The sequence below is a fragment of the Tenacibaculum litopenaei genome (assembly GCF_964514025.1).
In the GTDB taxonomy this organism is placed as follows: domain Bacteria; phylum Bacteroidota; class Bacteroidia; order Flavobacteriales; family Flavobacteriaceae; genus Polaribacter; species Polaribacter litopenaei.
Window position 1 is genome coordinate 505,591 of sequence record NZ_CAZEQT010000007.1, and the last position, 24,162, is coordinate 529,752.

Below are 24,162 nucleotides of genomic sequence, written 5' to 3' on the forward strand. Positions count from 1 at the left end.
AACTCGTTACTACTAAAGTAACGAGTTTTTTATTTTATATATGTTTCGAATTCCTTTATTTGTCGTGCTGCTCACCCTACTTGGCCCTTTAGTTTGCAAGGGGCAAACCAACGTCATCAAAGCTAACATTCGTCTCATTGACAGCTTACATCGCTTTCAAATCCAACAAAAAATAACCTTTTACAACACCAGTGACACTTTGCTAACACAGCTGTACCTTCACAACTGGGGAAACAGCTTTAAAGACGATAATACACCGCTGGCAAAGCGCTTTATCGAAGATTATCAAAAGGAATTTCATTTTTCAACATCGAAAGATCGCGGGTATTCCAATATAAAAAACTTAGCGGTCAATTATCAACAGGTGCCATTTAGTACCGTAAAAGACCAAGAAGATATTGTAAAAATAACCTTGAACCGACCTCTTTTTCCAAAGGACAGTGTACAAATCACCATGCTGTATGAATTACGAGTTCCCAATGCTCGTTTTACAGGCTATGGAAAAACTAAAAGCGGTTACCATTTAAGGTTTTGGAATATCGTTCCTGCCGTATACAAAAATGGCTGGCAATTGATGAGCAATTTAAATTTGGACGACCTCTATCAAGATGTTGCCAACTACGACATTCACTTGCAACTTCCTAAAAAATACCAACTGCAAAGCAACCTCTTTCAGTACGAATCAATCGCCAAAACTTATCGCGCCTATCATCTGGTAGGTTATCGCAAAAAGGATATCATTCTTCACATCAATCCTAAAAAGAGCTTTAAATCTTTTTTGACCAACACACAGGAAATCAAAACCGATGCGTATAGTTCAAAAATTTCAAACGAGACAACCACTCAAATTATTCGTAAGCAGATCGATTTTATAGAACGGTACTTAGGTAAACATCCGCATACTGAAATCTTTGTTGACCGAAGTACGACGCGTAAAAACTCACTACACGAGCTTTACGGACTCCCGAGCTGGTTAAAGCCCTTTCCTAAAAACTTTAGATGGGACGTCAACTTTTTTAAGGCACTTTGTTCGAAATACATAGACGATGTTGTTTTACACAACAAACGCAAGGAGTACTGGTTTGTAGACGCTTTAGAGACGTTTTTAATGATGGAATACCTAAAAACTTACTATCCAGACATCACCATTCTGGGTAAGTACTCTAATTATTGGCCTTTAAAGCACTACAATATCAGCAAACTGAAGCAGCGTGATCGCTTCGCTTTTATGTATCAATTTAGCGCCCGTAAATTTTACGACCAAGCGCTGAACGTCCCTGCCGATTCATTGTCTAATTTCAATAGGAAAATTGTGAGTAAATACAAATCTGGACTTGGATTCAAATACTTGCAAGATTATTTAGGGAAAGACAATTTCCAAAAAATACTTCGCAGTTATCTCTTTAGTGCCAACCTTAATCTCGACAGTCCTCAGGCCTTTTTGGACAGCTTGGAAGCGAAAAGTCCAAAAGATATTAGTTGGTATCGCACAGATTACCTGCAGACGGACAAAAAAATCGACTATAAAATAAGTGCTATCAAAAAAGTTCCCCATCTAGATTCCTTGGATGTGACCATTAAAAACAAAAGGGATTTTGCGGCACCAGTAGCCCTCTACGGAATTGATAAAAAGAAAATTACGTTTAAACAGTGGATCCCTAAAATACAACATACACAAACGGTACGAATCCCAAAAGGAAACTACACAAAGCTTGCACTCAATTACGAAAATAGTTATCCGGAATACAATTCGCTTGACAACTATAGAACTACTGGAAACAAACTACTCAACAAGCCGCTACAGTTTCGGTTTTTAAAAGATATTGAAGATCCGTATTACAACCAGTTGTTTTACTACCCAGATATTAAGTACAATCTCTACGACGGAGTAATTTTAGGTATGAAAATTAACAACCAACCTATTATTCCTCATAATTTCAGTTTTACGCTCACCCCTAACTACAGTACGCGTAGTAAAAATTTTACTGGGGCTTTCTCGTTAGGCTACGATCATTTTTTTCAAGGTACTTCCATTTATAAAATACGTTACGGTATTCAGGGTAGCAATTTCCACTATGCTCCAGAACTCGGATACAATACTTTTGTTCCGTATGTCAGCATTGCTTTTCGAAGAAAAACACTGCGAGATGTCGGTTTCAAATCGTTTACCACTCGTTTGTTTTACATCCGTAAGGAAGTAGCTCCCGGAGCCCCTGTGACCGAAGAGGACCGTTATAAGGTACTCAATTTCCGATATATTTATAGCAAACCCGATATTATTAGACGTTTGCAATATGCAGTAAACCTCGAACTCGGTAATAATTTCACCAAACTCTCAACAGATATTCGCTATCGAAAATTTTTCACTAACGAAAAGAGATTTGACATTCGCGTATTTGGTGGGATGTTTATCACCAACAACTCCAAAGGTGATTATTTCAGTTTTGGCTTAAACAGAAGTTCGGACTACCTCTTTGAACAAAACCTCTTTGGCCGTTCTGAAAACTCAGGGTTGTTCAGTCAGCAATTCGTAATCTCCGATGCTGGATTTAAGTCTAAATACAGCAGTCCACAACGTGCCAATCAGTTTGCCTTGGCGGTAAACACCAGTGTTAGTGTTTGGAGGTGGGTTGAACTGTACAACGATGTTGCCATGCTCAAAAACAAAAAGAGCGATCCTAAATTCTATTATGAGAATGGAATCCGCCTTAATTTTGTTCCCAATATCTTTGAATTCTACTTCCCCATTTACACCAATGAGGGCTGGGAGTTTAATCAAGGATCCTATCCTAGTAAAATTCGTTTTGTTTTCACAACCAACTTAGATCGTATCTATAATTTTATCCGAAGAGGTATTTTATAATATCCTCAATAAAATATCATTTTTTAACATTTTATTGACAATTATTCAATAAAAAGATTGATTTTTAAAATTCAATTAAAAAAACTATCTTTGTGCACGTACTTAAAATTGATGATTATGACGCATAATACTGAATTGGCTAACGCTCAAAAAATTTCTTTTAACGATTTTAAAAACGAAGTACTTGAAGATTACAAGGTTGCTCGCGTAAGTAGAGAGTGTAGTTTACTAGGTCGGAGAGAAGTTTTAACAGGGAAAGCTAAGTTTGGGATTTTTGGAGATGGAAAAGAAGTACCGCAGTTAGCAATGGCAAAGGCCTTCAAAAATGGAGATTTCAGATCGGGATACTACCGCGATCAAACCTTCATGATGGCCATTGGCGAATTGACTGCTCAGCAATTTTTTGCCGGGCTCTATGCGCACACCAACATCGAAGCAGATCCGATGTCGGCGGGAAGACAAATGGGAGGGCACTTTGCTACCCACTCTTTAGATGAAAACGGGCAGTGGAAAAATTTAACTGCTCAAAAAAATTCATCGTCAGACATTTCACCTACAGCCGGACAAATGCCGAGGTTACTCGGATTGGCACAAGCCTCAAAAATTTATCGCCACGTTGCGGAACTCAACAACCACGAACGTTTTTCTATTGAAGGAAATGAAGTAGCTTGGGGAACCATTGGAAATGCCAGTACTAGTGAAGGACTGTTTTTTGAAACCATCAATGCTGCCGGTGTATTACAAGTTCCTATGGTCATGAGTGTTTGGGATGACGAATACGGTATCTCTGTACATGCAAAACACCAAACTACCAAAGAGAGTATTTCTGAAATCTTAAAAGGTTTTCAACGTGACGAAAAAGGGAAAGGCTATGAAATTTTCGTAGTAAACGGTTGGGATTACGTTCAGTTAATTGACACTTATAACAAGGCTGCCAATATTGCTAGAACAGAACACGTACCCGTATTAATTCACGTAAAAGAATTAACGCAACCACAAGGTCATTCCACTTCAGGTTCACACGAGCGCTATAAGTCAAAAGATCGTTTAGCTTGGGAAGGAGAATTCGATTGTATCGCACAAATGCGTCAATGGATCTTAGATTTCGAATTACAAGATGAAAACGGTGTGACACTCAACATCGTTGAATCAGAAGAAGAACTCATCGCTTTAGAAAAGGCCGCTAAAAAGGAAGTGAGCTTAGCAAAGAGAAATGCTTGGGCTGCCTTTACTGGTGAAATTAAGAACGAAGCACTTCAGGCTGTTGATTTGTTAAACCGCCTAGCAGAAAAAAGTAAAAACGGTACGTTTATCAGTAAATTGAGCAATGACTTAAACGCGATTAACGAACCGATTAGAAAAGATATTTTAGTTGCTGCAAGAAAAGCCTTGCGCTTTGTAAAAGAAGAGCAGTTCGCTGAAAAAAGCCAACTTCAAACTTTTATAAAAAACTATTTGGATTTAGCGTACGACAAGTATTCTAGTAACCTATTAAGCGAAACCGCTCAAACCCCAATGCAAATTGAAGCTGTTCTTCCAACCTATGAAGAGGAAGAAAAGTTAGTCGATGCTCGTATTATCATGCGAGATAATTTCGAAGCGCTCTTAGCCAAGCACCCAGAAGTACTTATCTTCGGGGAAGATGCAGGATATATTGGTGATGTAAACCAAGGACTGGAAGGATTACAAGAGAAGTTTGGAGAATTACGCGTTTCAGATACGGGAATTCGAGAAGCTACCATTTTAGGTCAGGGGATTGGAATGGCCATGAGAGGTCTGCGCCCAATTGCTGAAATTCAATACTTAGACTACTTATTGTATGCCTTGCAAATAATGAGTGATGATTTAGCTACCTTGAGATATCGTACGTACGGAAAGCAAAAAGCACCGTTGATTGTAAGGACTCGAGGACACCGCTTGGAAGGAATTTGGCATGCAGGATCACCTATGGGAGGAATTATCAATAACCTCAGAGGTATGCATGTACTCGTTCCGAGAAACATGACCCAAGCAGCTGGATTCTACAATACTTTATTGGAAGGTGATGATCCTGCCTTAGTTGTTGAATGCCTGAACGGTTATCGTTTAAAAGAGCAACTCCCGAGTAACTTAGGAGAATTTAAAACACCTATCGGGGTAGTAGAAACTATCAAAGAAGGTAGTGATATTACCATTTTATCGTACGGATCTACATTGCGTATCGTAATGGATGCCGCTCATGAGTTAGCTCAAGTAGGTATTGACGTAGAAGTTGTGGACGCGCAAAGTTTATTGCCTTTCGACATCGCTCACGACACCGTGAAGTCCTTACAAAAAACAAATCGCCTACTCGTTGTAGACGAGGATGTTCCAGGTGGAGCATCGGCTTACTTATTGCAAGAAGTTTTGGAAACACAAAACGGATATCGATTCCTTGACAGCAAGCCTGCTACCTTAACTTCAAAAGCACATCGCCCTGCTTATGGTACGGATGGAGATTATTTCTCGAAACCTTCAGCAGAAGATGTTTTTGAAAAAGTCTATGCCATTATGCACGAAGCAAATCCAACGAAATTCCCAAGTTTATACTAGGTAAAATTTCAAACCCATAAAAAAAAGAGCGAGTTGTGTACAACTCGCTCTTTTTTATGTATAGACCTCAGTAGTGATTATTCTTCTTTCTTTTCTTCATCTACCTTAACGTCCTGTACATCTATCGGTGTATTTTTTGATTCGTAATCTTTGATTTTATCCTCGATAACACTTATAAAAGACGACGACGATAGGTCAGAATTCTTTAACAATTCTTGTAACGCTGCAATACGCTCTGTCATGGTAGGCTTAGCCATAGCCATACTCGCAAATTTAGCAGCGGCGATATCCACGGCATTGTTAGAAATATTTGCCGACTTAATCCATCCTTCTTCAATGTATTGTCCTTCGGCTCTTTTACCTTTAACCTTTACCCAATCTCCTTGATTTTCTGTAACCGCGATAATATCCATTACGCTGTACTTCTTTTCTGTTTTGGTAAGTAAATCAGGACGCTTGTAAACGCTTGCAGCCTCTTGCATAACTCCTACTTTACCATCGATTGCTAAAAACCTTGCTGGCGTCCAACCTTCTTTACCATCTGTCAATTGCACCTTTACGTACAATTTTTTAGTAGCTTCATTAGTTTGCTCTTCACCAGTAAGCTTTACTTGTTCTCCTAAACTCATCGAAGTAATCCACTTTCCTTTAGGTTCTGCAGTTTCGCGTATAGAAAGCTTGTCGAGCAAACAAATAGCTCCTTTCTCCTCTGCGTTCTTTTCAGCGGTTTGTACTGTAGCCTCTGATGAGCTTCCTTCTGTCGTTTTTGTTTTACTTTCGCAGCTCAATAACATTACAGAAGCCGCCATAATAGCAATTGTTACTTTTTTCATTGATTTGATATTTGTACAACAAAGATATGATATTCAATGAGTATGACAACTCCAATTAGGGGAAGTTCTCATTATTTTTTCTTTAAAATTTGGTCTCCTATAGCGCAGTACAAACAGCGTTTTTTATCGCAAAACTCCGATTTCAACTCCAACAATCCTTGGCTTTCCATGGCGGTATTTGCCTGCACTTGCAAATCCACAAACTTGGCAATCACGGTATTCTTCTCAGCAGGTACGGCACGCAGTAATGCTATTAACTGTTCTGTGATATCGCCACCTAAAAACCGAGCATATACAAACTTCATAGGAATAATAGTATTGATTACTAACAAATTGATAAAATTTCGTGTCAACCTACGTGATTGTCGCTTTACCGTTTTGTGAAAGCTCACATGAGTATCCCAGAACTCGTGTACTTCTACTTGAAAAATAGCGTAGAATTCCTCGAGTGTTTCCGATTCCCAAACCCGAGAAAACAACTGTTGATGCGCGTGCAATACCGCCGACAGCTGAGCCATTCTCACCGTCGGAAAATTGGCGGGGCGCATTCTAAAAAACTGAAAACCGTATTGCTTGGGTTCCACTAACCTGAACTTGTGTTCCAAGTACTTATATTCGGATTGTAAAAAGCAATAAAAAGGCTCTTCCAACTTGTCGCGTAACATTCCTGCGGTGCCAAAAAGATAGGCCATTAACTGCTCGTGATTCGGTTGCAATTTGCGTAGGGTTTTAACATCCACTTGTCGCGCCCACTGAGAAAAAGCAAAACCATTGACTTTAAGTCCAAAGGCCTGTGCGCAAAACTGAAAGAAAACCGAAGTAAAATCATTCTTACTCCCTAACAGCGCTTGTTGTATTTCTGTAGCTTTTCGTTCCAACCGTCGCACGTACAAATTTTCTAACCAGTGATTCACGTATATACTTTGTACAGAAGCCAATTGTTTTTCACAAGGTATCCAAGAGCGATGTTTCGTCAAAAACACCTGATAATTCCGCAACAGCTTCTTTGAAATAACTCCTTTCAAAACCAAACATTGCAATAAAACCTCTCCTTTCGTAAAAATTTCCATATCGCATTCCCAAACAACGTGTAAAATAACGGAATCATAATTTACATCGCTTTCGTGTTGATGTACATACCAATCCGATGCAGCTACGTGCATTTCTACATTCCCTATCCAAAGGACTCCATCTATGGTTAACTCTGCCGCTAAAAAATCGGGGCCTGCATTAAAATTCTGGATTCCGGGACGAACGATCTGAATCTGTGCGCCTGTTGTACTTTTTAAGTCCTTGTTCATCAGCAATCGTTGCCTCCAAACAAAATGTAATAATTCTTCTTTCAAAGCCTGTAATTTTATTTTTTTTCTACGACCAAAGCACTATGAAACACCTTTCTAAATCACTATTCATCACGGCTTTCCCTACTTGGGCACTCTTGCTAGCACTGTACAGTATCGGCAATTTTTCATTGCAAAAACTAGGCATCCTACTCTCGAGTATGACCGTAATCGTATTTTTTGCTGGCCTATACCTAAAACCAAGGGCAAGAACTTCTGCCTTCCTTCTTCCCTATACCCTACTCATAGGAACAGGGCTGGCTATTGCGCTCTTCTACTTGGACACTTATGCCGTTTTACTTACGAGCTCTTTAGTAGTCCTTTGGTGGGCTTACTTGTCGTGGTATTCGTACCTACCCGCTGTAAAAGACAGTAAATTGCAACTTCATCAACAACTTCCTAAACTGGAATTTGAAACTTCGGATGGAAAAAAAATCAGTACGGACGAACTTCCTGGAGACTTTAAAATTCTCATGTTTTATCGAGGAAATTGGTGTCCGTTGTGCGTGGCTCAAATAAAAGAAGTGGCTGCACACTATCGAGAACTCCAAGAAATGAATACTACTGTACTACTCATCAGCCCCCAACCCTCTCAACACCATTCTAATCTACACAAAAAATTTAACGTTCCGTTTTACTATGTAAAAGACGTCAAGAACCGCGTTGCTCGTGCATTGGGTATAGTCCATCTTCAAGGAATTCCCTTTGGATTTCAACTGCTAGGTTACGATAGTGATACTGTATTTCCGACAGTTATCATCACCGATAAAGAAGGAAATATTATCCATATTGAACAAACCGACAATTACAGAGTACGTCCTGAACCCAGTGCGTACATCTCAATTATCAAACACTATAACTAAAGCCTTCGACACGATTGTTTTTAATAATGCTTTTCCTCGATATAAATCAAAAATCTCACTTACATTTGTTACAAAACAATTCTTATGAACCAATCGATAGAAAATTTACAATGGCGTTATGCCGTTAAAAAATTTGACGATAATAAAAGTCTAAACGACCAACAGATTACCGTACTAAAAGAAGCCTTTAATTTGACAGCTACTTCATACGGTTTACAACCTTTAAAATTAGTTGTTGTACAAAACAAAGACATTCAAGAACAACTCGTAGCGCATTCATGGAACCAACAACAAGTAGCGCAGGCATCACACGTCCTTGTCATTTGTGTTCCTAAAGAACTTACGGTAGCCGATGTAGATGCGTACTTTGCACTCGTGAAGGAAATCAGAAATACTCCTGATGAGATTTTAAATCCATTCAAGGAAATGTTATCTAATAACATTGCCAACAAATCGGCTGAGGAGCTCCAACAATGGATGCGTAGTCAGGCCTATATCGCTTTAGGGAACTTGTTAACTGTTGCGGCAAATGAACGCATTGATTCGTGTCCGATGGAAGGATTTATCCCGGCCAAATACGATGAAATTCTTGGTCTTGATGCTCACAACCTAACGGCAACACTAGTATTACCAGTAGGATTCCGCGCAGAGGATGACTATATGAAAGACCTTAAAAAGGTACGAAAAAATTTAACGGACATCGTTATCGACATCCACTAAGCATTTTCTAGAAATTGCGAATTATGCTGCGAATTTTACGTAATTTAGTACATTCGTAAATCGTAATTCGTAATTTTTTTTCATGCAACCCATACATAGTTTACTCCTCATCATCGCTTATTTTTCGGTATTGGTTTTTATTGCTTACGTCACCGGAAAATCGGCCAACAACGCCACCTTTTTTAAAGCGAATAATAGCTCTCCTTGGTATCTCGTAGCCTTCGGAATGATTGGAGCTTCCTTGTCAGGGGTCACTTTTATTTCAGTTCCTGGATGGGTAGAGAGTGCACAAATGGGCTATATGCAAATGGTGTTGGGGTATGTTTTGGGCTATGCCGTTATTGGTTTGGTATTACTACCGCTGTACTACAAACTCAACTTAACGTCCATTTACACCTATCTTGAAGAACGTTTTGGGAAGTACACCTACAAAACTGGAGCTTCTTTTTTCCTCATATCCAGAACCATAGGCGCTTCATTTCGCTTGTATTTAGTTGCCAATGTCTTACAACTTATCTTATTTGATTCGTACGGCATTCCGTTTTGGGCAACCGTCAGTTTAACCATACTCCTCATCTGGTTGTACACTTTTAAAGGCGGTATAAAAACCATTGTTTGGACTGATACCTTGCAAACCCTCTTTATGCTCATTGCCGTTGGCGTTTGTATCACGAGCATTGCAGACCAGATGAATATTCATAATTTTATTGATTATATCCAACAGAATCCACTGAGTAAAACCTTTTTCTTTGACGATGTAAAAGCTGGGAATTATTTCTGGAAACAATTTTTCTCAGGGGCTTTTATCGCAATTGTCATGACAGGCTTAGATCAGGACATGATGCAAAAAAACTTGAGTTGTCGCAACTTAAAAGATGCTCAAAAAAACATGTTTTGGTTTACCTTGGTATTGGTTGTCGTGAACTTCTTTTTCCTCGCTTTAGGAGTGTTGCTAACAGATTATGCTGCCAATGAAGGTTTAGCTGCACATAAGGATGAATTATTTCCGAAAGTAGCCATGAGTGGAGAACTCGGTCTCGGTACGGCTATCTTCTTTTTACTTGGACTCATTGCCGCGGCCTATTCAAGTGCCGATAGCGCCTTGACTTCACTGACTACTTCCTTTAGTATCGACATCTTAGAAATCGATAAAAAAGAAAGCGCTGCCGAACGAGAAAGTACTCGAAAAAAAATCCATGTACTCTTCTCCTTATTGCTGGTCGCTACCATTTTAGTGTTTAAATATTCTATTGCAAATGCCAGTGTGATCTCTAAAATATTTCAGTTTGCCGGTTATACCTACGGTCCCTTACTCGGACTTTATTCTTTTGGATTGTTCACCAATCAACAGGTAAAAGACCGTTGGGTACCTATAGTATGTATACTCGCTCCTGTTGTTACCTTCTTCATTAGCACTGCGAGCTTAGAACTGTTCAATTTTGACTTTGGATTTTTTATCCTTATCGTCAATGGAATACTCACTTTTACCGGACTAACAGTACTCATTAAAAACAAGACCTATGCCTAAAAAAGGAAAGGAAAAAAATACGGTCAACAAGGCCAAGCACAGTCGATTGATGAAACAAAAACAGAACAAACTACGACTGGAAAAGCAACGTACCAAAGAGCGCCTGAAGGCCATCATAAAAAAAGTAAATGAACACAAAGACAACCAAGATGACAGCACAGCAGATCATTGATAAATTTGAGCTGATAGCTCACCCAGAAGGAGGATATTTTAAAGAAACCTACCGCAGTTCAGAGCTCATAGCAAAAACTGCCTTACCTCCAGTATTTTCAGGACCTAGAAACTATGCTACGAGTATTTATTTTTTACTCACATCAGAAAAATTCTCTGCCTTTCACAAAATAAATCAAGACGAAATCTGGCATTTTTACACCGGAAGTAGTATTTATTTGCACATCATAGCTCCTGACGGTAGCTATACGAAAGTAACTATCGGTAATCGTTTGGAAGATGATGAACTCCCTCAATTTGTCGTTCCTGCCGGGCATTGGTTCGCAGCGGAGGTCAGTACTCCCAATTCTTATGCTTTTACGGGATGTGGCGTTGCTCCTGGATTCGATTTTGAAGACTTTCAACTTCCTTCAAGAGCCGTGTTATGTGAAGAATTCCCACAACACACAGCACTCATTACCCGATTGACACATCATTAAAAGCCCAAAGTAAAGGGCTTTTTATTTTACTACAAATACTACATTAATCAACGCATTCAAATCTGTTGGTTGCCCAATAATTGTATACGTCAATACGCCATTGGCATTTATAGACATGGTATTGACATTGAACACCGTATTATCAGCAAAAGTCACGTAGTAATACAAATCAGTAGCTGCGTACACAGGAATTGCAGCAGGCGCTCCAGTACTACTAGTCACTGGAGTAGCAAACTGTGCGGTATACTGTGCGTATAAATCTAAGGTAAAGGTTCCATTGGTACTCGCATCAATGGCTATCGAAGGCGGATAAAAAACACGAGCTGCTCTCGAGGTAATTGGCGCTATCGCCTGTACAACCTCTTCAACGGTGGTTTCGTTAGTAGCTCCAGGATCACCGGTTACATTGTCAACATCGACATTTGTGACCAAACTCACTTGGGAAGCATTTTGACTATCCGTTTCGGCTTGCCATCCCGTATTGGTAAAGCGATATACTCGTTGATCGGTAGTATTAAACAACAAGGACCCAATTCCAACCCCTGTTGTAAGGGCTGTCATTTCAGCATTCGTGGCTGTCGGTAACCCCATGAGTGAATTACTATCGATTTGAGCATGGGCTCCCCAACCCATCATCATGGCTACAATCAATAATTTCCGTTTCATCTTTCTATTTTTTTTTACTCAGCTTCTTGCCCTAACAATGTGAATGATACAAGAAATTAAGTTCGTGTTATTGCAAGCATAAAAATACAGTATTTTGCACGTACTATAAAAATTGATAGTATATTTATTCCGAATTTAAAGACAATTACATGTTTAAACGTTTAAAACCGATACTTTTAGGCTTATTGAGCCTGTTTGGTATGACTGAGAGTCAGGGTCAAACCGGACCGGGTGGAGTTGGAACGAGAGACGGAAGCTCGTCTCTGAGTATCTGGTTAACGGCAAATGATTTAAATGCCAATGAAAACACTGCAGACAATCCTGCCAATGGTACCCGTGTAAGTACCTGGAATGACTATAGTGGTAACAACAATAACTTTACGCAATCGGGGAACAACCGCCCTACCTATACCACAACTGGTACCTTTAATGCCGTAAATTTCAATGCAGCACCTGGAACCGCACAATTTATGAACGGAACCATCACCGGTACATTTTCGAATGCCAGTGCCTATTTTGTTCTTAATCCTGTCAATAGCGGGAATTCAAACTCCCTGTTTGACAACCCATCGAGTTCTTTACGTGTTGAACAATGGAGTAATACCAATCGCGTAGGATTTACCCGTTATGGTGTAGGAGACTACCGTACTGGAATCGCTCCTCCTTTTAATAACGACGCCATTTTTTCGTACCATAAAAACACCGGGGTAAATACCATTGAAGTACGGGTAAACAACGCCACTGAAAATTTAGGTATCGGATCGACAACTGCTGGAATTCCGGTTGATCGCATAGGTCGTAACTCCAACGGATCGGATGAAGCGAGTGGTAACTTCTACGAGGTGATTTTCTTCAACACCAGCATTAACAACGCTCAAAAAATTATCGTTGACAACTACCTCTCTGCCAAATACAATAGCATTGCTATCCCTACAGATATTTATACGCAAGACAATGCCGCCGCTGGAAACTTTGATTTTGACGTGGCAGGGATTGGACGTGTTGATGCCAGTAACCTACATACCGATGCTCAAGGTACCGGAGTAATCAGAATCCTGAACCCTACGGGGCTTGGCAACAATGAATTCTTATTATGGGGTCACGACAATGGCAATTTTCAACTAAGTAGTACCACCAATGCACCTGACATTATCGCTTCCAGACTACAACGTATTTGGAGAGTCAATGAAGTGAATTCAGGAGGAACAGCAGTCGATGTTGGTGCCGTGGATTTACGCATTGACACCAGCGGACTCACAGGAATTTCTACAGGAAATTTAAGACTCCTAGTGGATACGGATAACGATGGGAGTTTTGCCGATGAAACGCCAATTTCAGGAGCGACCAATTTAGGTAGTAATGTATTTCAATTTGCAGGAATCACTGCACTTACTAACAATGTCCGTTATACCTTTGGACTGGCCACAACTACGATTATCACCAATAGAAGAATCACGATACGCGTCAATAAATAAGTTGACCAAGATCTACATAAAAAACAAGCTACACTGCGAGTAATACAGCACAGTGTAGCTTTTTTCTTTCATATACTCCCCCCAATAATAAAAACAAACAACACTAACAATATAACACTTTTTTAACTTTTTTTAACAAAAAAAACCTCCCTTTACAAAAAAACACCTACAAAAAGTTAACAAGAAAGGTTGAAACCTGCTACTTCATCAACCAACAGATTGCCCAGAAGAAACTATTATTTTTAAGTATAAAATTTAAATCCTAAGGTTTTTGCAGACTTAAAAATTTGTGTTTTTAGCAAAAAATATCATACGCTAGTAAAGCACCGAACGCTTCGGTATAAGATTAGATTGCTAACTAAAAATCAGGATTTACTTTTGAAGAAACAGGAATTGCCATTGTAAAAACATCACAGGCTATGGCGCAAATTGATGTTTAGTGTGTATTCACCATTACAGCAACTACTGATAAAGAACTACAGCAAGGAAGTGCTGTAGCGAATTGTATTGTACTACTCATAAAAAATAAAACCGAGTAACCTCGGTTTTATTTATCTATCGATCCTAAAACGCGACCCATAAAATTATTTAAGGCCTCTTTTTTAGGAGTACCGTCTTTGATCATTTTATCAACCTCGATGGCTCCATACATATTGGAAATTAACTCCCCAATCACGTCCAACTCCTCATCTTTTAATGAAGGAACTTCGGTTAATGCCTCTAGCGTTTCGATGGTCTCCAAAACGTAATCTTGATCATTTTCTTCTATAAATGAAGTCAAATGCTTAATCACTGGTAATTTCATATCCCTAAAGTACTTCGCTTACTAATTCTTTTAACACATCAAATTTGTTGGTTTGTGTTTGGTTCACAAACTTACCATCTACAAAAGTTGCAAATGTAGGTAGGTTATCAACGGTAGCTAATTGTCGGCTTTCCGGAAATTTTTCTGCATCGGCAATGACAAAGGCTACCGATTCATTTTCGTTTGCCAATTTCTTAAACTTAGGCTTCATAATGCGGCAATTACCACACCAAGTTGCTGAATATTGTACCACTACGGTTTTATTATCCGAAACAATTTGAGCCAAATTGTCTTGATTTAATTCTTGTAACATTTTTTAAGTTTTTTTTTAGGATTCTCAAAGAGAATAGTCATGGGCATTAGGCATGCCTCGAAGAGAAAAGTTCGTGTCCGAAAACACGAACTTTGTAATTTATTAGTTTGCTGCTAAGTACTCAGCAGTTGCTTTTGCGTTAGGTTGCATTGCAGTTTTTCCTTCTTCCCAGTTTGCAGGACAAACTTCACCTTTTTCTTGTACGTGCGTGTAAGCATCGATTAAACGTAAGTACTCATTTACATTACGTCCGATTGGCATGTGGTTTACACCTTCGTGTACAACAGTTCCTTCCTCATCAATGATATAAGTAGCTCTGTAAGTTACGTTATCTCCTTCTACTTGAACAGTTCCTGTAGCTTCATCATAAGTTTCGTTAGTGATGTCTAAGATCCCTAAAATTGATGATAAGTTACGGTTGCTATCCGCCAATAAAGGATAAGTAACTCCCTCGATTCCTCCGTTGTCTTTTGATTGGTTTAACCAAGCAAAGTGTACTTCAGGAGTATCACAAGAAGCTCCGATTACGATTGTATTTCTCTTTTCAAACTCTGGTAATGCAGCTTGGAAAGCGTGTAATTCAGTTGGACAAACAAAAGTGAAGTCTTTTGGATACCAAAATAATACTACTTTTTTCTTGTTGTTTACAGCCTCTTCTAAAACATTTACTTTGAACGTATCTCCCATTTCGTTCATTGCATCAACGCTTAAATTTGGAAATTTCTTACCAACTAATGTAGCCATCTTTTTAATTTTTTATATGATTAATAATTTTATTGTGTTCGTTTGAAACACAGGCAAAGGTATTGGGTTTCTATTGATAAAAATTAGATTTCTCCACTTTTTTTCCTATCAAACTATAGAATAAATCAATACCATCAATTAGTAACTATAATTATTTTAAATTAAATTAGTTAAACTTCTACAAAACAAAGAATTAACTTTAAAAAGAAGTACTACTATTAACAAAAACAATTTTACAATAAAAATTATAGATAAAAATTATTGAAACACTTACTGTAATTTTGACCTGAACCTATAAAACGAAACATCATGACAGAATTCAATTCATCAAACAACGCGAGTACTGGTAAATGCCCTTTTGGTTTCGGCCCTCACAATACGGGTGCTGGAGGTGGAACAACCAACAGAGATTGGTGGCCAAATCAACTAAAACTATCGATACTTCGACAACATTCTTCCCTATCGAACCCAATGGGACCTGACTACTCCTACGCGGCTGCCTTTGCTACACTGGATTTAAAAGAATTAGCCGCTGACCTCGATGCTTTAATGACCGATTCAAAAGAGTGGTGGCCTGCTGATTACGGTCATTACGGTCCTTTCTTTATCCGTATGGCTTGGCACAGTGCCGGAACCTATCGTATCCATGACGGAAGAGGTGGTGGTAGTTCCGGATCGCAACGCTTTGCTCCATTAAACAGCTGGCCTGATAACGGAAATCTCGACAAAGCAAGACGATTACTTTGGCCCATTAAACAAAAATATGGAAATAAGTTGTCATGGGCAGATTTGATGATCTATGCCGGAAATAGAGCTTTGGAAACGATGGGCTTTACCACCTTTGGTTTTGGTGGTGGACGCGAAGATATATGGGAACCAGAAGAAGATATCTATTGGGGACCCGAAACGACTTGGTTAGGAGATAAAAGATATACGGGTGACAGAGCATTGGAAAATCCACTCGGTGCCGTTCAAATGGGGTTAATTTACGTGAATCCAGAAGGGCCCAACGGAAATCCTGACCCGATAGCTTCTGCTAGAGATATCAGAGAAACCTTCGGAAGAATGGCTATGAACGATGAAGAAACGGTTGCACTGGTAGCTGGTGGACATACATTTGGTAAAGCTCATGGTGCCGCAGACCCTGATCAATTCGTTGGAAGAGAACCCGAAGGAGCGAGTATCGAAGAACAAGGACTAGGATGGAAAAACAGTTTTAAGTCTGGAAAAGGTGATGATACGATTACCAGTGGTATCGAAGGTGCCTGGACGCCAAACCCTACCCAGTGGGACAACGATTATTTTAGAGTGCTATTAAACTACGACTGGGAACTTACCACAAGTCCGGCTGGTGCACATCAATGGAAGCCTACTGAAGCATCTAAGGCACAACAAGCACCGAGAGCTCACAATCCGAACGAGGGTCAAGATTTAATGATGACCACCGCGGACATGGCCTTAAAACTCGATCCTATTTACGCACCTATTTCAAAGCGATTCTATGAAAATCCAGCAGTCTTTGCCGATGCTTTTGCTCGTGCCTGGTTTAAACTCACCCACAGAGATATGGGGCCTAAAAAACTATACCTAGGAAGTGAAGTGCCCACTGAAGAGCTCATTTGGCAAGATCCAATTCCTGCCATTGATTACCTTCTTATAGACCACGCTGACCAGCAATCTCTCAAAGAACGTATTGCTGACAGTGGCTTGAGCATTCAAGAACTCGTCAGTACGGCCTGGGCTAGTGCTGCTACCTTTAGAGGTTCTGACAAACGTGGAGGTGCTAACGGTGCACGCATCCGTTTCGCCCCACAAAACGACTGGGAAGTCAACAATCCAGCACAGCTTAAACGCGTTCTAAAGCAACTAACACTCCTTCAAAAAGAGTTTAACGCGACACAAAAAGACGCGAAAAAAGTTTCGCTAGCTGACCTTATTGTTCTCGGAGGAGCTGTAGGAATTGAAAAAGCAGCAGCTGCTGCAGGGTTTGACATCGAAGTACCTTTCAAGCCCGGAAGAAATGATGCCTTGGAATCGCAAACAGACGCCAGTTCATTTGCTGTACTCGAACCCAGAGCTGACGGCTTTAGAAACTACAGAAAAGCAGGTGATCTGGTGAGCTCAGAAGAATTGTTGATCGACCGTGCACAACTCCTCGGATTAACTGCTCCGGAAATGACGGTACTTTTAGGAGGTATGCGCGTACTGGACAGCAACTACAATCAGTCTAAACACGGAGTTTTAACCCAACGTCCAGGCACTTTAAGTAACGATTTCTTTATTCATCTCTTAGACGATGGGATTGCGTGGGAACCTACTGATCAGCGTCGTGAATACTTTAATGGAACCCGCCGCTCAACAGGAAAGCTCGAGTGGATGGCTAGCAGAGTTGACCTCGTATTTGGATCGAATTCCGAACTTCGTGCACTGGCAGAAGTATACGCTAGTGAAGATGCGAAAGAAAAATTTATCCGAGACTTTGTAAGCGTTTGGCATAAAGTAATGAATCTCGATCGCTTTTAATCAAGGGCAGCATCCTTAAAATAAAAAAAGAAGAGTATTTTACTCTTCTTTTTTTTTGAAAACTATTTGCTAGCAAATAGCTGTACGTCATTTTCTGAGACTTCTTGCTCTCCGAGAATGATTAAGCGTTCGACTACGTTCCTCAATTCACGTATATTCCCGGTCCAATCGTACTCTTGCAGTAATTTTATGGCAGCTTCCGAAAACTGCTTTTTAGGAGTTCCTTGTTCGCTGGCTATTTTCTCAGCGAAGAATTTCACCAACAAAGGGATGTCTTCACGACGGTCGTTCAACGCGGGTACTTTGATTAAGATTACCGCTAAACGATGGTACAAATCCTCTCGGAAACGACCTTCTGCAATTTCCTTTTTTAGATCTTTATTCGTCGCCGCAACTACGCGTACATTCACTTTAATATCTTTATCCGACCCTACTCTAGAAATTCTATTTTCTTGCAAAGCTCTCAGTACTTTTGCCTGTGCTGACAAGCTCATATCTCCAATTTCATCTAGGAAAATAGTCCCTCCATTGGCAGCCTCAAACTTCCCTGCTCTGTCTTTGTTCGCACCAGTAAAACTCCCTTTTACATGACCGAACAATTCACTCTCTATCAACTCTGAAGGAATTGCAGCACAATTGACTTCGATCATCGGGGCTTTTACCCTACTCGACTTCTCGTGTAACCAATGCGCCACCAACTCTTTTCCCGTTCCGTTTGGACCAGTAATTAATACGCGGGCATCGGTATCAGCTACCTTTTCAATTATCTCTTTGATATGATTGATCGCAGCGCTTTCTCCTACCATTTCGTAGCTCTTGCTCACTTTCTTTTTAAGGCGCTTATTTTCTACGACCAATTCTTTTCTATCCAAGGCATTGCGAACCGTATTGAGTAATCTATTTAAATCTGGCGGTTTAGAAATATAATCGAAAGCTCCGAGTCGCATGGTATTGACAGCAGTATCCAAATCCCCGTGTCCAGAAATCATTACCATTGGGATTTCGGGCTTAATTTTTCGGGCTTTTTCCAGCACCTCAACACCGTCCATCTTCGGCATTTTAATATCACACAATACCAAATCAAAATCGCGATCTTTAATCATTTCAATTCCGGCCAGTCCATCAGCTGCTTCCTCTACTTCGTAACTGTCATTTTCTTCTGAAATGATCTTTTTTAGAACTCTGCGAATTGCAGCTTCGTCTTCTATAATTAATATTTTACTCATATCTATACTCGCAGCTTTACTGCCTTCATTTTTTTATTTTAGTTATACACTGCACCTATCGTGCCAATTTACGGTGCAGCCGTCGGTTAAAAATACAGATTTTTAAAAAAACAGCTCCCTAAATCCTAATACAATCTTTCCGAATGCTTTTACCCCTCGCGTAGAAACCAAAGAAACACCAACACACAACAAACTCATTTTTAAATACTTAAAAATTGGAAAACATAAAAAAAAGAACTATCTTACTTTAGATTGGGTTGAAAATCACAACTAAATCACCCCCTTTTGATATTATTTTCCAAGTCAGATAAACGAATTTAAAAACAACGAACTCTATGGAAATTACATCACCCTCTAACGCACAGTCATCCCCTATTGCTGAAGCTTTTTTCAGACCTCTGAGTTATGAACATCGAGAAATTTTCGCTGCTGCTACCAAATTCATCAACGGATTTGAAATTATCCCAGTAAGCGTCTTTGAAAATGAAAAAACACCCGAGCACCTACAATTTTTATGCAAGGTTAGCTTTCCGTCATCTCCCATTATTTGGGAATGGGTTTTCGGCATCCGCACACAGGAAGAGCAGCATCGCTTGGACGAACATCACTACCCATTAATTCAACTCGCCAACCAGCTCCTCATCAACCCTCAACTCCTCCACAGCATTGAGGAAGCCTTGCAGAAAGCAAAGTTTTACGCCAAACAGCACATCTCAAAACAAGTATACACGAGTATCGATGAACATCTAAACAAAAACGGATGGCCGGAAACTATAGGGCAGTTTTTCCTGTATTTAAACGAAATTTCAAAATCAAGTAGCTTACAGATTACACTGACAGATAACGAGCAACACACAGAACAGTATATTAACCTAGGCCTTCACTTTTATTGGTTGTTGCAACAAGAAATCACTGTTGACCAAAACACGCAGTACCTGTACAATCACCGCAACCACATTAACGGGTTCAACTTTAAACACTGGGCAGAGCAATTTATGTACTCTTGGGGAACCTATTTACAATCTCCGAGTTCCTTAACGCAATTGCGCAACGAAATCAATACCTTCTTTAACGAAAGTATGTATTTGAAAGGCAGCATGGCTACCCATTGGCATTGCTATCAAGATTACCTGGATTTATCACTACCTGATTCCGATCCTAAATCTGGCATTTCTACCTATCGCAGCATTGATACTCCTAACACAAATGACAGTGTATCGGCACCCTCGGATTGCTACTTCAATCAAGAGCAAGTAATCGATAAAAACGGGCAGTTTCACAGTATACTCATCGCCCCGCATTACAAAACACAGTCCATCCATCAACTCCTAGGAAATACACCATACAATCATTATTTCTACAACGGAAAAATCGTTCACTACAGTATTCCGCAAAACAATTACGCCAGTATTCACGCTCCAGTAATTGGGACGCTTTTACACACAGCATTTAGTATTGGAACAGAAAACCAACTCGTGCAATACCGAAAAGGACAATTCACCATTACGGAAACAGAAGCCTATGGAGGATTCTCCTATGCCAGTTCTAAAGGCGTTTTAATTTTCGACACAAAAGACATTGGTAAAGTGGCTTTGATAGCCATTGGAGATTCGGTAAAAAACGGGGTAGCACTCGCTACTGAATTACAAGGTAGGGCCGTTTGCAAAGGGTACCAATTAGGAAGTTTTAAAAGTAATCACGGGCAACTACTCTTGCTCTTTGAAAATCCTGATATTGCTATCTTTCAACATAAAAACTCCATCAATTCCCAATACGAATACGGAAATAGTATCGGAAAATACCGTTAACATCAATGTTTGATAAGATGGATATCGCGCTGAGGGAAAGGAATACTAATATTGTGTTCTCTAAACAAAGCATCGATGGCAAAGCGCAGCTCGCTCTTGGCTATCATCGCTAAAAAGCTATCATCGATAGTAAACACCAGCTTAAACAGCAAAGCACTATCGCCAAAATCTTCAAACAATACCATCGGCTCTGGAGCACTCAATACTTTTGGGTGTTCTTTAGCCGCTAACAACAACAACTCTTTTACCTTTTCTACATCGCTTCCGTAAGCGACACCAATACTCACATACTCTCGAACAGTACTGCCGTTTTGCGTCCAATTAAACAGACTACTGGTAAGGTATTTGTGATTGGGAATTACCAAAACTTTGTTCTCTATGGTAACCGTACGGGTGGTGCGTAACTTGATTTCTACGACGCGACCGACTTTACCATCGAGCTCAATAACGTCGCCCACGTGAACACTCTGGTCAACGATGATAAATATCCCCGAAATAATATCTTGAAAAAAAGTTTGCAAAGCCAAACCCACACCGATCAATAAGGCTGCGGAAGCCGCAAAAATCGCCGTAACATTCACCCCTGAAGAACTCAGTGTTACGAGGAAGATGACAATGTATACCAACCAGCTCGCAAATGAAAATACGGTATCAAATTTATTTTGGTCTTCGCGTTCCAACCTTCGAACCACAAATTTCTTAAACGACCTCAATAGTACCGAAGCTACTACAAGAACGATTAACAACAGTAATATTGACTTGATACTGATGCTTATTTCCTTACTAAACTTAAAGGAATAATTTAAAAAGTTGTTAATTTCTTTCACGAGTTAAAAGTACAAATAGCACAGGATAAAAAAAAGCAGTTACTCAAGTAACTGCTTTTTGATATGTTTAACCGCTGTAACGCATCCATTTCCACAAATCTTTATAGGTTGGCTTTTTACCGTACATCAAAATACCTACTCGGTAAATTTTTGAAGCGATCCAAACCATAAAAACAAAGGTTACGATGAGTAACACCATCGATATGAGAATTTCCCACCATGAAACTCCGAACGGAATTCTCATAAGCATCACTATTGGTGATGTAAAGGGTACATAGGAGAAGATTACTGAAATAGGACCGTGAGGATCGTTAATTACAGTAGCAAAACCGACGTATACTCCTAATATCAAAGGCAACATAATTGGCATCATAAACTGCTGGGTATCCGTTTCATTATCCACGGCAGCACCTACAGCAGCAAACAGCGAACTGTATAACATATACCCTCCGAGGAAGTAAAAGATAAATAGGAAGAACATCTTTACCAAAGGCAACTCAAAAATTGCCTTAAAAATCTCTTGCTCTTTTCCTCCTGCCATCTGTTGCATGTCAGCCACTTGTTCTGGATTTAATTTAGCAGCTTGCATCTCGGTCATATCTATCCCGAATACTGTACTCGCCACTACGCTAATCACCAAGAGGAGTATCCCCCAAATGACAAACTGTAACAATCCTGCACTTGCATTCCCTATAATTTTCCCCATCATCAACTGAAACGGCTTTACCGAAGACACTATGACCTCGATAATTCTACTCGTCTTCTCTTCAATCACGCTTCGCATTACCGAAGTACCGTAAATCATTACGAACATCATGAGTAGGTAACCTGCGATGGCTCCAACTCCAATCTTTAATCCATTGATGAGCTTCGAAGACTTTTCTCCTGAAAAATTGTACATTTTTATTTCGGAAGAAATACGTGACGCTTTAATCTTATTCAAATCGATCCCGAAAGACTCTAACTTCTCATTGCGAATCTTCTTATCGATTTTATCTTCTAAAGAACCGATGACGTTTAAACTAGGAGATTCTTTAGAATAGAAGGTTATGTTCTTTGCCAACAACTCTAAGCTATCTACTTTCGGAATGTGTACCACCCCGTAATAGTCTCCCTCCTTAACTTTTTCTTTGGAATCGTCAATCCCCATTTTAGTAAAATCTTGGAATTTTACCGTTTTGGTATCCTTAAACACATCCTGTGCAAACAATCCTGATTCATCTACAAACACAATTTGCTTCACCTTCTCGTCGTTCTTTTTCATCAGGAAGAAGACCAAGAATCCCATTCCGACCATTATGAGCGGACTCAAAAAGGTCATTACGATAAACGATTTATTACGCACCTTGGCAATAAACTCTCTCTGAATAATTAACTGTAACTTTTTCATCACTAACTATTTTTTTGGATTGCTTGAATAAAGATATCGTTGGCACTAGGCACGAGTTCTACAAAATGCTGTACTTCTCCTCTACTCGTTAAAAAAGACAGTAGCTCATTAGGTGAATCGTTTGCTGATAACTGTACATTCACAGTCAACCCATTTGAGAGCATTTCAAAATCAGCTGGACTTACCTTAAAACGTTCTTTTAACTCGGCATTTACCTGAGTTTGATTAGCCGTGTTTAAACCTACCTGGTAGGTGAACGACCTAAACTCCTTTTTGATATCCGTTAATTTTCCGTCGAGAATTTTATTCGATTTATTGATGAGTGCTATATAATCGCACATCTCCTCTACGCTCTCCATTCTGTGGGTAGAAAAGATGATGGTCGCCCCTTCGTCTCTTAACTGCAAAATTTCTTTGGCAATCAACTGCGCATTAATAGGATCGAACCCTGAAAATGGTTCGTCAAAAATTAACAATTTAGGACGGTGTAATACTGTTACTATGAACTGTACTTTTTGTGCCATCCCTTTGGAAAGCTCTTCAATTTTCTTACCCCACCACGCACCGATTTCAAACTTGTCAAACCAGTATTTCAAGCGCTTTTTTGCCTCTGACTTTGACAAGCCTTTCAGTTGCGCCAGGTACAGCGCTTGTTCACCTACCTTCATACTTTTGTACAAACCGCGCTCTTCTGGCAAGTAGCCAATATGCTCTACGTGATGTGGGGCCAAAGCCTCTCCATCTAAGTACACCGATCCGCTGTCGGGTATGGTAATTTGATTGATTATACGAATGAGCGAAGTCTTTCCAGCTCCGTTAGGACCTAACAATCCGAAAACACTACCTTTCGGAATTTGCATAGACACCCCGTTTAATGCAGTATGGTCTCCGTAATTCTTTACTACATTGTCTATTGCTAATAATGTATCCATTACTATGTTTTAGTTGATTAATTGTTTTTCATATCTGATAGCGTAAACAAACTTACAGCTTTTTACACTTTGTTAGTCCTCAATT

General features: G+C 39.7%; 20 protein-coding genes. 10 read left to right on the forward strand and 10 right to left on the reverse strand.

The features are described 5' to 3' along the window. Positions 1 to 40 precede the first annotated feature (40 nt). Both ACKTS5_RS16890 and ACKTS5_RS16895 read left to right on the forward strand, forming a co-directional pair. Complete coding sequence (locus ACKTS5_RS16890; protein WP_408045059.1) at positions 41 to 2,863, forward strand: gluzincin family metallopeptidase; 2,823 nt, start codon at positions 41 to 43, stop codon at positions 2,861 to 2,863. Between the two features lie 117 nt (positions 2,864 to 2,980). Beyond that, entirely contained in the window at positions 2,981 to 5,434 is a 2,454-nt protein-coding gene (locus ACKTS5_RS16895) for an alpha-ketoacid dehydrogenase subunit alpha/beta (protein WP_408045060.1), read from the forward strand. Between the two features lie 77 nt (positions 5,435 to 5,511). On the opposite strand, the gene ACKTS5_RS16900 is transcribed toward ACKTS5_RS16895, so the two are convergent. Both ACKTS5_RS16900 and ACKTS5_RS16905 read right to left on the reverse strand, forming a co-directional pair. Then, positions 5,512 to 6,267 carry an SH3 domain-containing protein gene (locus ACKTS5_RS16900; RefSeq protein WP_408045061.1) on the reverse strand — a complete coding sequence of 252 codons (756 nt, stop codon included), beginning with the start codon at positions 6,265 to 6,267 and terminating at the stop codon, positions 5,512 to 5,514. Between the two features lie 71 nt (positions 6,268 to 6,338). Beyond that, positions 6,339 to 7,613 carry a DUF2851 family protein gene (locus tag ACKTS5_RS16905; protein WP_408045062.1) on the reverse strand — a complete coding sequence of 425 codons (1,275 nt, stop codon included), beginning with the start codon at positions 7,611 to 7,613 and terminating at the stop codon, positions 6,339 to 6,341. A 38-nt stretch (positions 7,614 to 7,651) separates the two neighbouring features. Here ACKTS5_RS16905 and ACKTS5_RS16910 point away from each other — a divergent pair, with 38 nt between their 5' ends. The 5 genes from ACKTS5_RS16910 to ACKTS5_RS16930 all read left to right on the forward strand — a co-directional run bounded on the left by ACKTS5_RS16910 (position 7,652) and on the right by ACKTS5_RS16930 (position 11,368). Next, complete coding sequence (locus ACKTS5_RS16910; protein WP_408045063.1) at positions 7,652 to 8,470, forward strand: peroxiredoxin family protein; 819 nt, start codon at positions 7,652 to 7,654, stop codon at positions 8,468 to 8,470. A gap of 84 nt (positions 8,471 to 8,554) precedes the next feature. Further along, positions 8,555 to 9,190, forward strand: coding sequence for an NAD(P)H-dependent oxidoreductase (locus ACKTS5_RS16915; RefSeq protein WP_408045064.1), 636 nt, complete (start codon positions 8,555 to 8,557; stop codon positions 9,188 to 9,190). Between the two features lie 82 nt (positions 9,191 to 9,272). Then, entirely contained in the window at positions 9,273 to 10,718 is a 1,446-nt protein-coding gene (locus tag ACKTS5_RS16920) for a sodium:solute symporter (RefSeq protein ID WP_408045065.1), read from the forward strand. Next, positions 10,711 to 10,890 (forward strand): hypothetical protein, encoded by a 180-nt coding sequence (locus tag ACKTS5_RS16925; protein ID WP_408045066.1) that lies wholly within the window; start codon positions 10,711 to 10,713, stop codon positions 10,888 to 10,890. Before ACKTS5_RS16920 ends, ACKTS5_RS16925 begins: the two co-directional genes overlap by 8 nt. After that, positions 10,847 to 11,368: a cupin domain-containing protein gene (locus tag ACKTS5_RS16930; RefSeq protein ID WP_408045067.1), complete on the forward strand. Its 522-nt coding sequence runs from the start codon at positions 10,847 to 10,849 to the stop codon at positions 11,366 to 11,368. The genes ACKTS5_RS16925 and ACKTS5_RS16930 overlap by 44 nt, the downstream gene beginning before the upstream one ends. Positions 11,369 to 11,389: 21 nt before the next feature. On the opposite strand, the gene ACKTS5_RS16935 is transcribed toward ACKTS5_RS16930, so the two are convergent. Beyond that, positions 11,390 to 12,034, reverse strand: coding sequence for a hypothetical protein (locus ACKTS5_RS16935; RefSeq protein WP_408045068.1), 645 nt, complete (start codon positions 12,032 to 12,034; stop codon positions 11,390 to 11,392). A 149-nt stretch (positions 12,035 to 12,183) separates the two neighbouring features. Here ACKTS5_RS16935 and ACKTS5_RS16940 point away from each other — a divergent pair, with 149 nt between their 5' ends. Beyond that, positions 12,184 to 13,509, forward strand: coding sequence for a hypothetical protein (locus ACKTS5_RS16940; RefSeq protein WP_408045069.1), 1,326 nt, complete (start codon positions 12,184 to 12,186; stop codon positions 13,507 to 13,509). A 547-nt stretch (positions 13,510 to 14,056) separates the two neighbouring features. Here ACKTS5_RS16940 and ACKTS5_RS16945 read toward each other — a convergent pair. From ACKTS5_RS16945 to ACKTS5_RS16955, 3 genes are all read right to left on the reverse strand, one after another. Further along, complete coding sequence (locus tag ACKTS5_RS16945) at positions 14,057 to 14,314, reverse strand: DUF6952 family protein (protein ID WP_408045070.1); 258 nt, start codon at positions 14,312 to 14,314, stop codon at positions 14,057 to 14,059. Positions 14,315 to 14,318: 4 nt separating this feature from the next. After that, positions 14,319 to 14,627 carry a thioredoxin family protein gene (locus ACKTS5_RS16950; protein WP_408045071.1) on the reverse strand — a complete coding sequence of 103 codons (309 nt, stop codon included), beginning with the start codon at positions 14,625 to 14,627 and terminating at the stop codon, positions 14,319 to 14,321. A 102-nt stretch (positions 14,628 to 14,729) separates the two neighbouring features. Then, a complete protein-coding gene (locus ACKTS5_RS16955) occupies positions 14,730 to 15,371 on the reverse strand; it encodes a peroxiredoxin (RefSeq protein ID WP_408045072.1) in 642 nt (213 codons plus the stop codon). Between the two features lie 309 nt (positions 15,372 to 15,680). On the opposite strand from ACKTS5_RS16955, the gene katG reads away from it, so the two are divergent. Continuing rightward, positions 15,681 to 17,894 (forward strand): catalase/peroxidase HPI, encoded by a 2,214-nt coding sequence (gene katG / locus ACKTS5_RS16960; RefSeq protein ID WP_408045073.1) that lies wholly within the window; start codon positions 15,681 to 15,683, stop codon positions 17,892 to 17,894. Positions 17,895 to 17,956: 62 nt separating this feature from the next. On the opposite strand, the gene ACKTS5_RS16965 is transcribed toward katG, so the two are convergent. Next, positions 17,957 to 19,120 carry a sigma-54-dependent transcriptional regulator gene (locus tag ACKTS5_RS16965; RefSeq protein ID WP_408045074.1) on the reverse strand — a complete coding sequence of 388 codons (1,164 nt, stop codon included), beginning with the start codon at positions 19,118 to 19,120 and terminating at the stop codon, positions 17,957 to 17,959. A gap of 335 nt (positions 19,121 to 19,455) precedes the next feature. On the opposite strand from ACKTS5_RS16965, the gene ACKTS5_RS16970 reads away from it, so the two are divergent. Then, entirely contained in the window at positions 19,456 to 20,928 is a 1,473-nt protein-coding gene (locus ACKTS5_RS16970) for a phosphatidylserine decarboxylase (RefSeq protein WP_408045075.1), read from the forward strand. A gap of 2 nt (positions 20,929 to 20,930) precedes the next feature. Here the strand turns inward: ACKTS5_RS16970 and ACKTS5_RS16975 are convergent, their stop codons facing one another. The 3 genes from ACKTS5_RS16975 to ACKTS5_RS16985 all read right to left on the reverse strand — a co-directional run bounded on the left by ACKTS5_RS16975 (position 20,931) and on the right by ACKTS5_RS16985 (position 24,077). Then, positions 20,931 to 21,755: a mechanosensitive ion channel family protein gene (locus tag ACKTS5_RS16975; RefSeq protein WP_408045076.1), complete on the reverse strand. Its 825-nt coding sequence runs from the start codon at positions 21,753 to 21,755 to the stop codon at positions 20,931 to 20,933. 67 nt (positions 21,756 to 21,822) lie between these two features. Further along, positions 21,823 to 23,145 carry an ABC transporter permease gene (locus ACKTS5_RS16980; RefSeq protein WP_408045077.1) on the reverse strand — a complete coding sequence of 441 codons (1,323 nt, stop codon included), beginning with the start codon at positions 23,143 to 23,145 and terminating at the stop codon, positions 21,823 to 21,825. Between the two features lie 2 nt (positions 23,146 to 23,147). Beyond that, complete coding sequence (locus tag ACKTS5_RS16985; protein ID WP_408045078.1) at positions 23,148 to 24,077, reverse strand: ABC transporter ATP-binding protein; 930 nt, start codon at positions 24,075 to 24,077, stop codon at positions 23,148 to 23,150. Between the last annotated feature and the right edge of the window lie 85 nt (positions 24,078 to 24,162).

Bases quoted from the DNA above. Each gene is read 5' to 3' on its own strand.
- ACKTS5_RS16890 (WP_408045059.1), top strand. From the start codon at position 41: ATGTTTCGAATTCCTTTATTTGTCGTGCTGCTCACCCTACTTGGCCCT.
- ACKTS5_RS16895 (WP_408045060.1), top strand. From the start codon at position 2,981: ATGACGCATAATACTGAATTGGCTAACGCTCAAAAAATTTCTTTTAAC.
- ACKTS5_RS16900 (WP_408045061.1), bottom strand. From the start codon at position 6,267: ATGAAAAAAGTAACAATTGCTATTATGGCGGCTTCTGTAATGTTATTG.
- ACKTS5_RS16910 (WP_408045063.1), top strand. From the start codon at position 7,652: ATGAAACACCTTTCTAAATCACTATTCATCACGGCTTTCCCTACTTGG.
- ACKTS5_RS16915 (WP_408045064.1), top strand. From the start codon at position 8,555: ATGAACCAATCGATAGAAAATTTACAATGGCGTTATGCCGTTAAAAAA.
- ACKTS5_RS16920 (WP_408045065.1), top strand. From the start codon at position 9,273: ATGCAACCCATACATAGTTTACTCCTCATCATCGCTTATTTTTCGGTA.
- ACKTS5_RS16925 (WP_408045066.1), top strand. From the start codon at position 10,711: ATGCCTAAAAAAGGAAAGGAAAAAAATACGGTCAACAAGGCCAAGCAC.
- ACKTS5_RS16930 (WP_408045067.1), top strand. From the start codon at position 10,847: ATGAACACAAAGACAACCAAGATGACAGCACAGCAGATCATTGATAAA.
- ACKTS5_RS16935 (WP_408045068.1), bottom strand. From the start codon at position 12,034: ATGAAACGGAAATTATTGATTGTAGCCATGATGATGGGTTGGGGAGCC.
- ACKTS5_RS16940 (WP_408045069.1), top strand. From the start codon at position 12,184: ATGTTTAAACGTTTAAAACCGATACTTTTAGGCTTATTGAGCCTGTTT.
- ACKTS5_RS16945 (WP_408045070.1), bottom strand. From the start codon at position 14,314: ATGAAATTACCAGTGATTAAGCATTTGACTTCATTTATAGAAGAAAAT.
- ACKTS5_RS16950 (WP_408045071.1), bottom strand. From the start codon at position 14,627: ATGTTACAAGAATTAAATCAAGACAATTTGGCTCAAATTGTTTCGGAT.
- ACKTS5_RS16955 (WP_408045072.1), bottom strand. From the start codon at position 15,371: ATGGCTACATTAGTTGGTAAGAAATTTCCAAATTTAAGCGTTGATGCA.
- katG (WP_408045073.1), top strand. From the start codon at position 15,681: ATGACAGAATTCAATTCATCAAACAACGCGAGTACTGGTAAATGCCCT.
- ACKTS5_RS16965 (WP_408045074.1), bottom strand. From the start codon at position 19,120: ATGAGTAAAATATTAATTATAGAAGACGAAGCTGCAATTCGCAGAGTT.
- ACKTS5_RS16970 (WP_408045075.1), top strand. From the start codon at position 19,456: ATGGAAATTACATCACCCTCTAACGCACAGTCATCCCCTATTGCTGAA.
- ACKTS5_RS16980 (WP_408045077.1), bottom strand. From the start codon at position 23,145: ATGAAAAAGTTACAGTTAATTATTCAGAGAGAGTTTATTGCCAAGGTG.
- ACKTS5_RS16985 (WP_408045078.1), bottom strand. From the start codon at position 24,077: ATGGATACATTATTAGCAATAGACAATGTAGTAAAGAATTACGGAGAC.